Below are 15,541 nucleotides of genomic sequence, written 5' to 3' on the forward strand. Positions count from 1 at the left end.
TTTGTTTATCCCTAAAGTCAAAAATCTTAAAAAGCCGTGTTGATTCCTGAAGGATGGTATCAACACGGCTTTTTTTATGTTTTTTCTTCTCTTTTTAATTCTATTCCCTGGATCGGCTGCGCTATTCGTGCTGGAGTGACCGTAAATGTCACTCGTACCTTGACATTCCTTACCAGTAAGACATGATGATGCATGGTGAGTTTTTAACCTTACAACTCTATTTTACAGCTGGCTGTAACTTATGGATGTACTTCAATGCCTTTCCGGTGCCGATGGCGACTGCCTCAAGAGGGTTAGGGGCAATATGGACGGGAACAACGATTTCTTTACTTAGCCAATCCTGCATGCCATTAAGCAATGCTCCACCGCCAGTCAAAATGACTCCCCGATCCACTATATCACCGCTCAGCTCTGCTGGGCAATCCTCCAAAGTTTTACGGATTGCTTCAAGGATATGAAGAAGGGATTCCTTGATCGCTTCTCTGATTTCATATGAATTCAACTGCACTGTCTTTGGCAGGCCAGTGACAAGGTCACGGCCGCGGATTTCCATTTCCAGCTTCTCATGGTCCACGAGGCCATATCCGATTTCCATCTTGATTTTTTCTGCTGTTCTTTCCCCAATCAACACATTATATTCCTTGCGGACATACTGGATAATATCCTCATCCAGCCTATCACCGGCGACGCGGATAGAATGGCAGGCAACAACACCGCCGTAGGATATGATCGCTACTTCAGTCGTACCTCCGCCAATATCAACGACCACATTGGCCACAGGCTCATCGACTGGCAGCCCGGCACCGATGGCAGCTGCAACAGGTTCTTCGATAATATGTACTTTTTTTGCTCCGGCATTGCGGACGGCGTCATGAATCGCCCTCTGCTCTACGCTTGTTGATCCTGATGGTGTGCAAACAACGACATTAGGTTTGCGAATCGCATATCCTGCCCTTTTTGATGCTTTCTTCATGATTTGTTTAAGCATTTCTGTTGTCACGTCGAAATCAGCAATGACTCCATCCTTCAGCGGGCGTATGGCCACAATATTGCCAGGTGTCTTGCCAATCATTTCTTTCGCTTCCTTGCCGACCGCAAGCACGTTCTTTGTTTCAGTATCAATCGCTACGACTGAAGGTTCATTTAAGGCAACGCCCTTATTTTTGCTATATACAAGTGTATTGGCTGTTCCTAAATCGATTCCGATTTCTGTAGTAGATATCATCTGATTTCACCCAGTTCTCTATAAAATAGTAGTTCCACCCATAGACTTCTATTAAATTACCATGAATAAGGGGGTAAAAAGGCTTTTGTTACGGAATCGTTAACTAATTGTAAAAGTTGAGGAAAAGTTTTCAAATAATGGAGGATATCAATGTCAAAATCCGGATATAATGAAGGGATGTTCGAATCATTCGCTTTGGCTAAGCAATTGTTGCCTGTTGATTTTCTCTCCGATCACCATTGGCCTTTAACCGCGCCTAATGGTAAGATGGAGTAAAGTGCATGCTGCAATCAGGCAGGCAGGAACGTAATCAGGAAAAGGCAGTGTGAAAGGCTTTGGAAAAAAAACAAAAATTGATTGTTTTGATTGGGCCGACAGCTGTAGGCAAAACCAGTCTCAGCATTGAGCTGGCAAAACGATTCAATGCGGAAATCATCAGCGGGGATTCAATGCAAATATACAAAGGGATGGATATCGGCACTGCAAAAATCACCCAGGAAGAAATGGAGGGAATCCCTCATCACCTGCTTGATATTAAGGAACCTGAGGAAAGTTTTTCTACAGCAGAGTTCCAGGAGCTTGTCCGCGCGAAAATCGAAGAAATAAGTACCAGGGGCAGGTTGCCAATGATTGTAGGAGGAACGGGCCTCTATATTCAGTCCGCCATTTATGACTACCATTTTACAGATTCGCCCTCCGACCAGTCGTTCCGCGAAGCGCTTGAAAGGCAAGCCGATGAGGATGGACCGGAAGCTTTGCATCAAACATTGAAGGAAGCAGATCCCGAAAGCGCAGCACGCATCCACCCGAATAATATACGAAGGGTCATACGTGCCCTTGAAGTCATCCATTGTACTGGGAAGACAGCAAGTGAAGTACAGGGAGATCAGTCTCCAGAGCTTTTATATAATACAGCGCTTGTCGGTCTGACCATGGATCGTGAGCTTTTGTATGAACGCATCAATTTGCGTGTTGACAGAATGGTAGAGCAAGGGCTTCTTCAGGAAGTAAAGCATCTTTACGATAAAGGGTTAAGGGATTGTCAATCAATCCAGGCAATCGGCTATAAGGAGCTATATGATTACTTTGATGGAAATGTGACTCTCCAACAAGCAATAGAAAATTTGAAGCAAAATTCACGCCGATATGCCAAAAGGCAGTTGACCTGGTTTCGAAACAAGATGAAGGTGGAATGGTTTGATATGTCAGAGTCAGAAGACATTGAAAAAAAATTCGCTGAAATTTCAAAGTTCATTGAAGGAAAGCTTGAGATAAAAGCGAATACATAATTATAGAGATAAAAGAGGAGGATCCGCCCATGAAACAAGTGAACATTCAGGACCAATATTTAAACCAGCTTCGGAAAGATAATGTCAATGTTACCGTATTCCTGCTGAATGGATTTCAATTGAGGGGACAAATTAAAGGTTTTGATAACTTCACCGTTCTATTTGAATCCGAAGGAAAACAGCAGCTCGTTTTTAAGCATGCAATCTCAACTTTCGCACCGCAAAAAAATGTCCAGCTTGATTTCGAAAGCCAATCTTGATGAAAGCATGGTGCCCGGCCCACTGCGTTGAATACGCGGGGCCGGGCACTTTTTATTTTTGCCGGGATTAGCGCTGTTTTTGAGCTTCAATTTTAAAATGAATGACAGCCCGGGGGGATACATATAAATTAAGGAGTGTGGAATAAAGTTCTAAACACATAAACAGCATCGATGCGTATACTGTTTTTTAGAATGAGAGGTGAAATCTTTGGACCAACCGCTTCGGAAGAAAAACAACGGTCAAATCAGCATTGTACTGAATGCTCAGAGACGGAAAACGACAATGAAGGAATTGCCCGATTCGCAGCTGGTTCCAAAGTCAATCCCGCAGGAGCATGCAGCACTGAAGGAGATAGAAACCGAACTAGAGTCGCTTGTAGGGATGGAAGAAATGAAGAAGATGATCAAGGAAATTTATGCCTGGATATATGTAAATAAAAAACGGGAAGAATTGGGGCTTAAGGCTGGAAAGCAAGCGTTGCACATGATGTTCAAAGGAAATCCGGGAACGGGCAAGACCACAGTAGCTAGAATCATCGGGAAACTGTTCCAGAAAATGAATGTCCTTTCGAAAGGGCATTTGATCGAGGCGGAAAGGGCGGATCTTGTCGGCGAGTATATTGGGCATACTGCACAAAAAACAAGGGACTTAATCAAAAAAGCGCTTGGAGGCATCCTGTTCATTGACGAAGCTTACTCATTAGGCCGAGGAGGGGAGAAAGACTTCGGCAAGGAAGCCATCGATACGCTTGTCAAACATATGGAGGACAAACAGCATGAATTCATCCTCATACTGGCAGGGTATTCAAGGGAGATGGAATTTTTCCTTACACTTAATCCCGGTCTTCATTCACGTTTTCCTCTTGTGATCGATTTTCCGGACTACTCGATTGATCAGCTAATGGAAATTTCCGACCGCATGCTTAAAGAAAGAGAATACAGCCTAAGCCATGAAGCTGAAAGGAAATTCCGCGATCACCTTATGCAGGTGAAATCTTCACATGGCAAAACGGGTTTCTCAAACGGCCGGTATGTCCGGAATGTCATTGAAAAATCAATTCGGGCGCAGGCGATGCGGCTGTTGATGCAAAACCAATATGACCGGCATGAGTTAATGACAATCCGCAGCAATGATCTTATTTTTTCTGAGGAGTAGAACTGTTAACTGAAATGCTTCTTTTTCCACAAGGCTGTGTTAAAGCTGAATGTTGTTTTTTAAAGAGTTGATTGGAACGGAAGGGACTGACTCCTCGAAAATGCTAATGCATTTCCTTCGTGCGTGGGCGAATTCGCCGGAGCCTTTCAGTGTCCTGCGGGATGCAGCGGCAAGGTGGAGACCCCGCAGGCGCCCTTAGCGCCGAGGAGATAGGGAAGCTGAAGCGCTTTGGTCAGCCCCGACAAGCGCTGGCCGACTAAGACCGCCGCGTCCTGCGGCAACGTCGGCACTAGGACGTCCTGTCCGTCGAAGGGCCTGACAGTGAAGTCACTCTTTGACTTCATTGGCAGGAGCGAAGCGACTCGGACGGGCTAGTCGCTGAAGCTGGACCAGCTCCACTGACGCCCAGCGGAAAGCATGTCCCCGGAGTGGAAATCAACACCCAAGCCAATGTAAAATAATCACCATCCGTCTCGACGGCAGGGCAGGAGTTAGCTTCAAAAATTCTCCTGCCTTTTAGCGTTACTCAACCATTCTTGAGTTTACATAGCCGAGAAGGATCACATAATCAATTACCAATATGGGAAATGAAACTTGGGTTCTGGATGATTAAAGAAAACAGCTCCCAGCATAGCCATACCCATCACGGAATGATAGGAACCAACTAATTGGCAAGCTTATCTTTGTCTTTTACACGTTGCTGGTGATATCAAGACAATAGCCAAGTCTGCTTTTTTACACCTGCCAGGTAAGCTAAAACAAACTATCAACAGATTATGGAGGGGATCTATTTTTCATTTGTTGCTCGGCGTTTGTAGTAGAGAATGGGAGCAGGGAAGCTTTTAATAAGGTGTATACAGGTTATTCCACTCCTTGTGACAGATGAAAATAACGTCAGCTAAAGAGTTGACATTGTTTTAAGTGGATGCTAATATACCCTTAGGGGTATAAAATTTACTTAATTGGAGGAATTTGAAAATGAACGATATCACAGTCTACACAACGAATACTTGTCCTTATTGCACAATGCTGAAAAATTTCCTGGATGATCAAGGCCTGCCATACAAGGAGGTCAATGTCCAGCAGGATCCAATTGCTGCACAGCGACTGGTGGATGCAACTGGACAAATGGGCGTTCCGCAATCAAATGTTAACGGCCGTTGGGTGCTAGGATTCGATCCTAATACCATCATGTCCTATGTAAGAAAGTAACCTGCGATCTTGTATATTGGGATGGTAAGGAAAAGAGAATGGGCTTCCGAAAAAACGGAAGTCCATTTCTTTTGTTTCATTCCGCTTCAATCGAGCCTATTTTCCTGACCGGAAGCTGCCATTTGAAGGTGTAGGACATGACGCGAAATGCCGTGATGACGGTAAACAGTACATATAATTCAACGGGGCTGTCCGCCATGCCGAGGCCAATCATCAGTCCAGCCAGCACAGCCCATACGGCATATATATCCTTCTTAAAGACAATCGGCTTCCGTCCAGCCAGCAAGTCGCGGATGATGCCGCCTCCGCTTCCGGTCAATACCGCCGCTACTAACACAGCGCTGAGCGGATGGCCCATTCTCGAAGCATACATTGCGCCCTGGATGGCAAACGCCGCCAGCCCGATCGCATCAAAGAAATTGCCCCAGCGCTGCCAATGCCTCAACAGGTTGCCGGGAAAAATAAAAACGATTGTAATCGACAACAACGCAAGATGAAAGAATAATCCTTGGTCCCAAAGCGCGGAAACCGGCACGCCAATTAGCAGGTTGCGGATTGCCCCGCCCCCAAAAGCAGTGACAATCCCAAGTATATATACTCCAAAAATATCATATTCTTCTTCCATTGCAATGATAGCGCCGCTAATCGCGAATGCTACCGTTCCAATCATGCTGAGTACTTCCCATGTCATTTATGTCATTGCTCCTCTTGTGAAAATCGTCCATGGATACTAAAATAGGAAAATGGAAACATATTGATTTTATCATGGCTATTCTATTATACAAGTTTGATTGAAGCATTTTGCCGAATTTTTGTTTGTTCCCGTTATTTGATATGATGTGTGTAGCTGAAAAACGAAAGAAGGGGTCTAGTTGGAACAAGAAAAGTTGCTTGAAAAAGTAATCCTTGTCGGCTGCCAGACGACGGAAGAGGATGACCTCCGGTTTCAATATTCCATGGAAGAACTCACCTCGCTCACAGAAACAGCAAAGGGGAGGGTTCTTGTCCAGGTTGTCCAGAAGCGCCCGAAAATCCACCCGGCTACCTATATCGGAAAAGGAAAGGTGGAAGAAATCCAGGCGCTCGAGGCAGAACTGGAACCAGACCTGATCATATTCAATGATGAATTAACACCAAGCCAAAACCGGAATCTCTCGAGCAGTCTGAAGGCGAGGATCATCGACCGTACCCAGCTGATTCTCGATATTTTTGCTCAAAGAGCCCGTTCGAAGGAAGGAAAGCTGCAGGTAGAACTTGCTCAGCTGCAGTACCTCCTCCCGCGCCTCGGCGGAAAAGGAATCGAGATGTCCCGTCTTGGCGCCGGAATTGGTACGAGAGGCCCTGGGGAAACAAAGCTAGAGGCTGACAGGCGGCACATCCGGAGGCGAATAGATGATATCAAAGCCCAGCTGGCGGTGATCGTCCAGCACCGGGATCGGTATCGCGAACGGAGGAAGAAAAACAAAGCGTTCCAGATTGCGCTCGTCGGCTATACGAATGCTGGGAAGTCCACGCTGTTCAATCGGCTGACCGAGGCGGAGTCGTATGAAGAAAACCAGTTGTTCGCCACACTTGACCCAATGACAAGAAAATCGATCCTTCCCAGCGGTTTTACCGTACTGATGACCGATACGGTTGGGTTCATACAGGATTTGCCGACGACATTGATTGCAGCCTTCCGTTCCACATTAGAGGAAGTAAGGGAAGCGGACCTGCTGCTCCATATTGTCGATATGTCAAACCAGGACTATTTTTCGCATGAACTTACGGTCAACCGCTTGCTTGAAGATCTCGAAGTTCACCATATTCCGCAAATCACAGTTTATAATAAACGGGATATCGCACATCAGGATTTTGTGCCGAGCGCTAGAAACGAGACATGTTTCATCAGCGCTTTCAATGAGGAAGATAGGAAAAGTTTGCTTGTCAAAATCGAAGAAGCCATCATCAACATGATGGAGCCTTTCAATGTCATCGTCCCTTCCGATGAGGGAAAGCTGCTGGCACAGCTTAAGAATGAAACGATCCTGCGCGAGCTTTCCTTTGATGAAGGAAGGCAAGGATATCGATGCAAAGGATACTCGTTGGCGGACCATCAAATAACAGGCCAATTAAAACGATTTTCTATTTAATAATGACTTTTGATTAGAATGGAGAGCAAGATGTTTACACAGCTAAAAAACGGACAAAGACTTCAGCAGCTTGTGGGCGAGGTCGAAGAGCAGTTACGTGAAGTCCATAAAAAGATAGATCAACGGATTGATACAAATCAGTTCAGAGTGTTGCAAAGCTTTCAGAGAAACCGTGTCAGCGACTCACATTTCATCCCCTCTACTGGATATGGTTATGATGATGCTGGCAGGGAGACCCTTGAAAAAATATATGCTGAGGTGTTCGGAGCGGAAGCAGGCCTTGTCCGCCCGCAAATCATCTCAGGCACCCATGCCATTTCCATAGCATTGTTCGGCATCCTTCGCCCTGGAGATGAACTCCTGTATATCACGGGGAAGCCATATGATACCCTTGAGGAAATCATCGGCATCCGCGGAACCGGGAACGGCTCGCTGAAGGAGTTTGGAATTTCCTATAACACGGTGGACCTAACTGAAGGGGGAGGAATAGACTGGGATTCGGTCAGGAAAGCGATCAAGCCCAATACGAAGATGATCGGCATCCAGCGCTCGAAAGGCTACGCAACAAGGCCGTCCTTCACCATCGCAGAAATTTCCGAAATGGTGCGCTTCGTCAAAGAAATCAAGAACGATGTCGTCGTCTTTGTTGATAACTGCTATGGAGAGTTTGTCGAAGAAAGAGAGCCTTGCCATGTCGGGGCGGACTTGATCGCAGGCTCCCTGATCAAAAATCCGGGCGGGGGAATCGCCAAAACTGGAGGCTACATTGTTGGCAAGGCAGAACATGTACAGTCATGTTCCTACAGGATGACGTCTCCTGGGATAGGAGCGGAAGCCGGGGCATCACTCTACTCGCTCCAGGAAATGTACCAGGGGTTTTTCATGGCGCCGCATATCGTGGCCCAGGCTCTGAAGGGAGCAGTGTTCACAGCAGCCATACTGGAACGGCTTGGAATGAATTCTTCACCGAAATGGGATACGGAACGAACAGATTTGATCCAGTCCGTCCAATTCGATGACCGTGACAAAATGATTGCTTTTTGCCAGGCTATCCAGTTCGCTTCACCAATCAATTCACATGTCACTGCTTATCCAGCCTACATGCCCGGCTATGAAGATGATGTAATCATGGCCGCTGGTACATTCATCCAGGGAGCGAGCATTGAATTGACGGCTGACGGTCCTATAAGACCGCCCTATGTAGCCTATGTCCAGGGCGGGCTCACATACACGCATGTCAAAGTCGCAGTATGCCTGGCGATCGATTCATTGATCGAAAAAGGTTTAATCGTTTGAAAATAGGTAAATATACAACAGGGCAGCTTGCTAAATGTCCTGTTCTTTTTTGTTCATTTCATGTTAGGTTTCCTAACATATCCTTGACATGAAATTTAACATTGAAATATAATAAACATAATTTAAGGGGGAAGGAGGAGAAATCAAATGGGCGGAAGTGAAATTCGCCGGAATATGCCGCTTTTCAGTATCGGCATTGTCATGCAGCTTACCGATTTGACCGCGAGGCAAATTCGTTATTATGAGGAGCATGAGTTGATTTCTCCGGCAAGAACCGAAGGCAATAAGCGACTTTTTTCCTTGAACGACATTGACCGGCTCCTCGAAATCAAGGATTTGATTGACCAGGGAGTCAACATGGCCGGAATAAAGCAAATTTTTAATGTCAAGCAACAGACGGCGCTTTCAGCTTCTGAAAAAAAGCAAGCTGAAAAAACGAACCAGGAAATCTCCAATGCGGATTTGCGGAGGCTGCTGCGCAAAGAACTTCTTCAGGCAGGCCGCTTTCACAGATCCCCAAGCAGCGGGGACATGTCAAGGTTTTTTCATTAAAACTCTAGGAGGAATCATTGATGGCAAAGTACACGAGGGAAGACATTGTACGATTATCAAAAGAAGAAAACGTAAAATTTATCCGGCTGCAATTCACCGATATCCTTGGCACGATAAAGAACGTCGAAATCCCAATCAGCCAGCTTGAAAAAGCCCTGGATAACAAAATGATGTTCGATGGTTCTTCAATCGAAGGCTTCGTTCGAATTGAAGAGTCAGATATGTACTTGATTCCGGATTTGGACACATGGGTCATCTTCCCGTGGACAGCGGAAAAAGGAAAGGTAGCCCGTTTGATCTGTGACATCAAGAATGCGGACGGAACCCCATTCGAAGGCGACCCGCGCAGTAACCTGAAGCGAATCCTGAAACAAATGGAAGAAATGGGTTTCACAAATTTCAACCTTGGGCCGGAACCCGAATTCTTCTTATTCAAGCTTGATGTGAACGGAGAGCCGACACTTGAGCTAAATGATAATGGAGGGTATTTTGACCTCGCGCCGACAGACCTTGGAGAGAACTGCCGCCGCGACATTGTGCTGGAGTTAGAGGAAATGGGCTTCGAGATCGAAGCTTCCCACCATGAGGTAGCGCCAGGACAGCACGAAATCGACTTTAAATATGCAGATGCCCTGACGGCATGCGATAATATCCAGACTTTCAAGCTTGTTGTTAAAACAATCGCCCGTAAGCATGGACTTCACGCAACATTCATGCCAAAGCCGTTGTTTGGCGTGAGCGGTTCGGGAATGCACTGCAATATGTCATTGTTCCACAACGGCGAGAATTCTTTCTACGATCCATCCGATGAAAAGCTTGGACTCAGCGAAGTGGCTTACCAGTTCATCGCGGGCACACTCAAGCACGCAGCTGGATTCACGGCAGTAACGAACCCGACTGTCAATTCGTACAAGCGACTTGTTCCAGGCTACGAAGCCCCTTGCTATGTTGCCTGGTCAGCAAGAAACCGTTCACCGTTGATCCGCATCCCAACATCGCGTGGCATGAGTACCCGCGTAGAAGTCAGGAGCGTTGACCCGGCAGCGAACCCTTACCTTGCGATGGCTGTATTGCTGAAGGCTGGCCTTGACGGCATCGAGAAAAAAATGACGCCTCCGGCAGCTGTTGATCGGAACATTTATGTCATGGACAAAAACGAGCGAATCGAAGAAGGCATCGATGATCTTCCACCGACACTCGCGGCGGCCCTTGACCACCTGCAGAAGGACGAAGTCATTTGCGAAGCGCTTGGCGGCCACATCCTCGAGCACTTCCTCGAAGCGAAGGAAATCGAATGGGATATGTTTCGTACACAAGTCCATCCTTGGGAGAGAGAGCAATACATGCACTTGTATTAATCGGCTTAAACCCTTGATACCATTGGTATTGAGGGTTTTTTGCTTTTTTCAGGTATCCAGGAACCATCCAATTCCTGAGTTCATTAGCTGGCAGGGAGTGGAATTGGCTTTTCAAACAACAAGTCAGCCCTTTACATAATTCCGTTTTCGTAAACTTGAGACTGTATTTTTCCGTTTGGGTTATAAGGTAAACGATCTAAGAATCCAGAAGAGCAGATTGGACGGAAGGGGCCTTCCGGAGAGTATTAAAGTGAATATTATCCGTAAGCAGGGGTGAAGATCAGATGCTCGAATTAGAAAAATCTTTTTTAAAAACAAATTAATGAAAAACACAAATGATACAATTTTGAAATATAATTGAAATAAAAATGAAACATTTATGGTGAAATATAAAACTTTTATTTCTTCTGAATCGTCTAAAAGGTGATAGACAGTTAGGGGAGGAAGAGAAATTGAAAAAGAAACATTTTGTCATTATCTTTATGTCACTTTTCTTTTTGGCAGCGGGTGCATTCCACTATGACGGTTCGGAAAATCACGCCGAGGCAACTAAAGATCCAGTTAATACTGTGAATGAGAAAGCAAAAGGGGGTGAAGTTACTGAAACGAACCAAATTGAACCCGTTGATTTGTCCACCTCTGATGCAGTCACGGAAGTACCAGAAAATCTTTCTGATCCATTGCCTGAGAAAACAGATGAACAAGCTATGCTAGGAAAAGGAAATCCAGTTTCAGTAAATGAAGAAGGAACTTCAGAAGACACCATAACGATTGGTGAGTCGGTATACCATTTAGTTATGGATGAAAAGAAGTATCCGAATTTAGCCGACCGAATCAGAGTGGTCAGGGAATATGGCAGCAAGCTTTATGGTATTCCTAATTCAGATGTATTCGCAGTAATAAAAGATGGAAAGCCAATCATGCACATGAGCACAGGAGTTGCTAAAGCACCTGCAGAACATGCTCATCTTTTGAAGGAAGACACAACTGGCTATTATCCGGGTGTTGCGGAAAATATAGATTTTGTAGTGAAAACAGGAGCAAAGGTTTCCGTGGAATTCGGATCAACCGGCGAAGCATACACCGTTTATAAGGATGGGAGAGGATGGATAACCCTTTCCTGGTAAAATGTAATGAAAGCCCTTCTCGTGGAGAGAGGCTTTCAATCTTTCACTTCTTTATCCTTCATAGCACAATCTGGTAACTTAAATTCCATCGGGCCTCTTTCTCATCAATTCATCCAGGGAGAAAAAGATAATTGAGCAAATGAACCCAATAGGGGCCAACACAATCGCCCCAAAACCTAAATGAATACCTCCCGAGATCCAAAAACGCCAACTGCTGGACTTTGTGGAAACGAATTCAGCAAGCACTGAAACCGGCAGTCCATACAGGAAATTTCCGATTAAGCTGATAAGCAAGAACAGAAAAAAATCAGTAAAAAAGCTAGATACAGGTACATGATCCATACGCCCACTCTGGATGTAAACATCCAGATAAAATCCCGCTGCAAACAGCACAGAAGTCAGAAAAGCAACTTTAACCTTCCTCATTCGGCCTTTCAATAGTATCCTCCGAAAAAAAGGAAACAGGAAAAGTATTGCAATGATAGCCAGGAGCAATTTTACCAGCAGAACAGTGTCCGAGACGAGCACAATCATTAAAAACACAAGCATGCTACACACTAAAATATAGGAATTGCCTTTAAACATACCATGCCTCCCGTTTCCATCATTGTTTTGTATTCTCTGAACAGGAAAAGATCCTTTTCAATTGGACACACCTCTGATTAAGTCATCAATTCTACCATTAAATCATAGAGGAACATTGTTAATATTTAGTTAGGCTGGATTGTCTATGCTGATTCATATAAGAAGTTTTTTGACTTATTCAGCCAGTTATGTCCATGCAATGGACAATCGTCTGCTTCTGTTTGTTCTGCCAGAGATCGTGTCCTGTAGATAGTTCATTCGGCGATCTTCGGGAATAGGGAATAAATTATGGGTGCCCGCCATGTAAAACTAAACTATAGAAGCTGCTCGAACAGTGGTAATATGTATAATTCCATAAGAATGTGCTCCTTCCGACAGTTCCATTGAAGCCACTAGCTCACCGGTCACTTTATTAAGAATACCATTTCAGAGTCCGGAATGGCAGGGGGAGTATAAAGCAGTGCCATGCTCTATATATCGAACAGGGATTTTAAAAAGGGCATCACAGCCAATAGGGAACGATTGCCCTGAATCGTTCCTGTTTTGCCTTATCACTACCCCCCAAGGGCACGTTTCGCCCCCAATCCTTTCCCTTTCAATAACATTTCACTTTGGGGACAATCTGCCCCCAGTCTTTGCAGCTCCGTAACTCCTATCCTGCCACGGCTCCCACTGCTCTTAGGAATTATCCAATGGATCCTTTCAAAAAATAAGCTGCCATAATGAAGCCGTCTTTCATGCTTTCCATTATGAAACCGCGGCTATTTTTTCGAAAAGCGATACCTAACCCCTTTAAAACCCCATTCAGCCCCTTTTTTATCCAATAATTGGATTAAAAACTCCTCATTTAGCACTAAATTAGCCGGAAGTATTAAAATATTCAGAAAAAATAATTGACTTTTCACTATATCCACGGTATCTTTGTTTTAAAATATATAACACTTTTATCGTGTTACGGTAATATAACGTTATATAAAAATAAGTAGCTGGGAGGTCGAATGCATGATTTTACATGAAATTGAAACGAAAAGCCGCGACTTCATTGAAGAAATCCAATTACAACGATTGAAAAGAGTGGTTGAAAGAGTTACCCGGGACGTACCATTTTATCGGGAAAAATTTGAAAACGCCAACATTTCACCAGAAATGATTCAGTCACTCGCTGATTTGGAAGCGCTGCCTTTTACCGAGAAGAAGGATTTACGCGATAACTATCCATTCGGTCTATTCGCCGTTTCCCCAAGCCAGCTGGTCAGGATCCATGCTTCCTCGGGAACAAGCGGCAAGCCGACAGTCGTCGGCTATACGAAAGGGGATATCGACATTTGGAGTGACCTGGTTGCCAGGTGCATCGCATTGGCTGGCGGGGAGCCAGGGAAAGTTCTCCATAACGCATACGGATACGGCCTCTTTACTGGTGGCCTTGGCATCCACTACGGCGGAGAAAAATTGGGAATGGTGACGATTCCGGTATCTGGGGGGAATACCCAGAGGCAAATCATGCTGATTCAGGATTTCAAGCCAGAGGTCATTTGCGGGACACCTTCTTATATTCTTAACATTGCAGAGACGATGGAGGAAATGGGGATTGATCCCCGGACAACGTCCTTGAAATATGGAGTATTTGGAGCTGAGCCATGGTCAGAGGAATTGAGGAATACATTGGAAGAGAAGCTTGCCATCAAGGCATGCGATATTTACGGGTTAAGTGAAGTGATCGGGCCAGGTGTCGCAAATGAATGCCATGAAGCCCAGGCTGGACTCCATGTTGCTGAAGATCATTTTTATGTTGAAGTGATCGACCCGAAAACAAAACAGCCAGTACCGGATGGCGAAGAGGGAGAACTTGTATTCACAAGCTTGACGAAGGAAGCGTTTCCAGTAATCCGGTACCGCACCGGAGATATTGGTTCGTTGACCAGAGAGAAATGCAGCTGCGGGCGGACGACGGCGAGGATGTCAAGAGTGAAGGGACGTATTGACGATATGCTGATCATAAATGGCGTCAATGTATTCCCATCGCAAATCGAGCATTGCCTCCTTCCTGTTCCTGAGATCGCTCCGCATTACCAGATTCATATATTACGGAAACGGACGCTGAAGGTTCTGGAACTCCATGTTGAAATGAATGACGACTTCTTCAGGTCGATTAATGAGGATCCAATTTCCGATACTGTCTATCTTCTGGAAAAGCGAATCGAGGGGCTTCTTAAGAGCCAATGCCTGGTCACAATGGAGGTAAGGGTGCACCGGCCTAAGACGATTCCTCGTTCGGAAGGAAAAGCAGTCAGGATCATCGATAAGACGAAAGAACCGATTAAATCCTAAGGAGGTTGACAGCATGGCAAATGCTATTTCTTTTGATCAGCATACAGAAGAAGCGAAGTATGGACAATTCATGGAACGAATCGAAGCTGGCGAGAAGATCACGGCGGATGACTGGATGCCGGATGATTACCGGATGGCCCTGATCAAGCTGATTTCGATGCACGGGATAAGTGAAATTATGGGAGCCCTCCCTGAAAAAGAATGGGTGCCCAAGGCTCCATCGTTAAGAAGGAAACTTGGAATCATGGCAAAAGTGCAAGACGAGATGGGCCACGGACAACTGCTCTTGCGGGTGGCGGAAGATTTGATGAAGCCGCTCGGGAAATCGAGGGAGAATATCCTCCAGGACCTGCTGACCGGAGATTTAAAGTTCCACAATGTATTCCATATGGAAGCAAGGACCTGGGGGGACGCTGGACTGATCGGCTGGCTTGTGGATGGTGCGGCAATCATCACCCAAACGAATATGCTTGACGCATCATACGGCCCTTATGCAAGAGCGCTGAAACGGATTTGTGCGGAAGAAGTTTTTCACGCCCAGCACGGCGAGGCCATTATCATGGCATTGGCGGAAGGGACGGACGAGCAAAAGACGTTGATCCAGGATTCGTTAAACCGCTGGTGGGAAGCATTGCTTATGTTCTTCGGTCCTGGAGATGCGTCGACAACAGGCGCCTCCAAGCAGGATACGACAATCAAATACAGGATCAGGACGAAAACGAACGAAGAGCTTCGCCAGGATTTCTTTACGAAATATATCCCGCGTGTCCTGTCTCTTGGTCTGACAATCCCGGATGAAACGATGCATTTCAACCAGGAAACAGGCATGTGGGAGTACCAGCAGCCTGATTGGAATAAGTTCAAGCAAATCATCAAGAATAACGGGCCAAAATCAAAAGAACGGCTGAGGCTGCGTGAGATATCCTATACCAACAATAAATGGGTCATCGATGCTCTCGGTAAAAGAGGATAGCAAGCGGCCGCAAGATCACGCCAATCCGTTCAATATTTATTAAAAGAA

General features: G+C 45.5%; 14 protein-coding genes. 11 read left to right on the forward strand and 3 right to left on the reverse strand.

Features of this window, described 5'->3' with window-relative positions:
• Positions 1-217: 217 nt before the first annotated feature.
• Positions 218-1,225 (reverse strand): rod-share determining protein MreBH, encoded by a 1,008-nt coding sequence (gene mreBH, locus JJQ88_RS01270; RefSeq protein ID WP_210363915.1) that lies wholly within the window; start codon positions 1,223-1,225, stop codon positions 218-220.
• Between the two features lie 335 nt (positions 1,226-1,560).
• Between mreBH and miaA the strand changes: the two genes are divergently transcribed.
• The 4 genes from miaA (at position 1,561) to JJQ88_RS01290 (ending at position 5,142) form a co-directional block, all read left to right on the forward strand.
• The gene (gene miaA / locus JJQ88_RS01275; RefSeq protein ID WP_210363916.1) at positions 1,561-2,514 is read left to right on the forward strand and encodes a tRNA (adenosine(37)-N6)-dimethylallyltransferase MiaA; all 954 of its coding nucleotides are present in this window, start codon (positions 1,561-1,563) and stop codon (positions 2,512-2,514) included.
• 29 nt (positions 2,515-2,543) lie between these two features.
• Positions 2,544-2,774: an RNA chaperone Hfq gene (hfq, locus tag JJQ88_RS01280; RefSeq protein ID WP_210363917.1), complete on the forward strand. Its 231-nt coding sequence runs from the start codon at positions 2,544-2,546 to the stop codon at positions 2,772-2,774.
• 208 nt (positions 2,775-2,982) lie between these two features.
• Positions 2,983-3,930, forward strand: coding sequence for a stage V sporulation protein K (gene spoVK, locus JJQ88_RS01285; RefSeq protein ID WP_210363918.1), 948 nt, complete (start codon positions 2,983-2,985; stop codon positions 3,928-3,930).
• 978 nt (positions 3,931-4,908) lie between these two features.
• Positions 4,909-5,142 carry a glutaredoxin family protein gene (locus tag JJQ88_RS01290; protein ID WP_210363919.1) on the forward strand — a complete coding sequence of 78 codons (234 nt, stop codon included), beginning with the start codon at positions 4,909-4,911 and terminating at the stop codon, positions 5,140-5,142.
• 76 nt (positions 5,143-5,218) lie between these two features.
• Here JJQ88_RS01290 and JJQ88_RS01295 read toward each other — a convergent pair whose 3' ends face one another.
• Positions 5,219-5,833 carry a trimeric intracellular cation channel family protein gene (locus tag JJQ88_RS01295; RefSeq protein ID WP_210363920.1) on the reverse strand — a complete coding sequence of 205 codons (615 nt, stop codon included), beginning with the start codon at positions 5,831-5,833 and terminating at the stop codon, positions 5,219-5,221.
• Positions 5,834-6,014: 181 nt separating this feature from the next.
• Here JJQ88_RS01295 and hflX point away from each other — a divergent pair, with 181 nt between their 5' ends.
• The 5 genes from hflX to JJQ88_RS01320 all read left to right on the forward strand — a co-directional run bounded on the left by hflX (position 6,015) and on the right by JJQ88_RS01320 (position 11,607).
• The gene (hflX, locus tag JJQ88_RS01300) at positions 6,015-7,274 is read left to right on the forward strand and encodes a GTPase HflX (protein WP_210363921.1); all 1,260 of its coding nucleotides are present in this window, start codon (positions 6,015-6,017) and stop codon (positions 7,272-7,274) included.
• Between the two features lie 30 nt (positions 7,275-7,304).
• Positions 7,305-8,570, forward strand: coding sequence for a methionine gamma-lyase family protein (locus tag JJQ88_RS01305; protein WP_210363922.1), 1,266 nt, complete (start codon positions 7,305-7,307; stop codon positions 8,568-8,570).
• A 147-nt stretch (positions 8,571-8,717) separates the two neighbouring features.
• Positions 8,718-9,122, forward strand: a complete 405-nt coding sequence (locus tag JJQ88_RS01310) for a MerR family transcriptional regulator (protein WP_210363923.1) — start codon at positions 8,718-8,720, stop codon at positions 9,120-9,122.
• A gap of 20 nt (positions 9,123-9,142) precedes the next feature.
• Positions 9,143-10,480, forward strand: a complete 1,338-nt coding sequence (glnA, locus tag JJQ88_RS01315; RefSeq protein ID WP_210363924.1) for a type I glutamate--ammonia ligase — start codon at positions 9,143-9,145, stop codon at positions 10,478-10,480.
• Positions 10,481-10,932: 452 nt separating this feature from the next.
• A complete protein-coding gene (locus JJQ88_RS01320) occupies positions 10,933-11,607 on the forward strand; it encodes a hypothetical protein (protein ID WP_210363925.1) in 675 nt (224 codons plus the stop codon).
• A gap of 78 nt (positions 11,608-11,685) precedes the next feature.
• On the opposite strand, the gene JJQ88_RS01325 is transcribed toward JJQ88_RS01320, so the two are convergent.
• A complete protein-coding gene (locus JJQ88_RS01325; protein ID WP_210363926.1) occupies positions 11,686-12,192 on the reverse strand; it encodes a hypothetical protein in 507 nt (168 codons plus the stop codon).
• Between the two features lie 1,002 nt (positions 12,193-13,194).
• On the opposite strand from JJQ88_RS01325, the gene JJQ88_RS01330 reads away from it, so the two are divergent.
• Entirely contained in the window at positions 13,195-14,520 is a 1,326-nt protein-coding gene (locus JJQ88_RS01330; protein WP_210363927.1) for a phenylacetate--CoA ligase family protein, read from the forward strand.
• Positions 14,521-14,533: 13 nt separating this feature from the next.
• Positions 14,534-15,493, forward strand: a complete 960-nt coding sequence (gene paaA, locus JJQ88_RS01335; protein ID WP_210363928.1) for a 1,2-phenylacetyl-CoA epoxidase subunit PaaA — start codon at positions 14,534-14,536, stop codon at positions 15,491-15,493.
• The last annotated feature ends 48 nt before the right edge of the window (positions 15,494-15,541 follow it).

Source organism: Bacillus sp. REN3 (assembly GCF_017912555.1).
In the GTDB taxonomy this organism is placed as follows: domain Bacteria; phylum Bacillota; class Bacilli; order Bacillales; family Cytobacillaceae; genus Mesobacillus.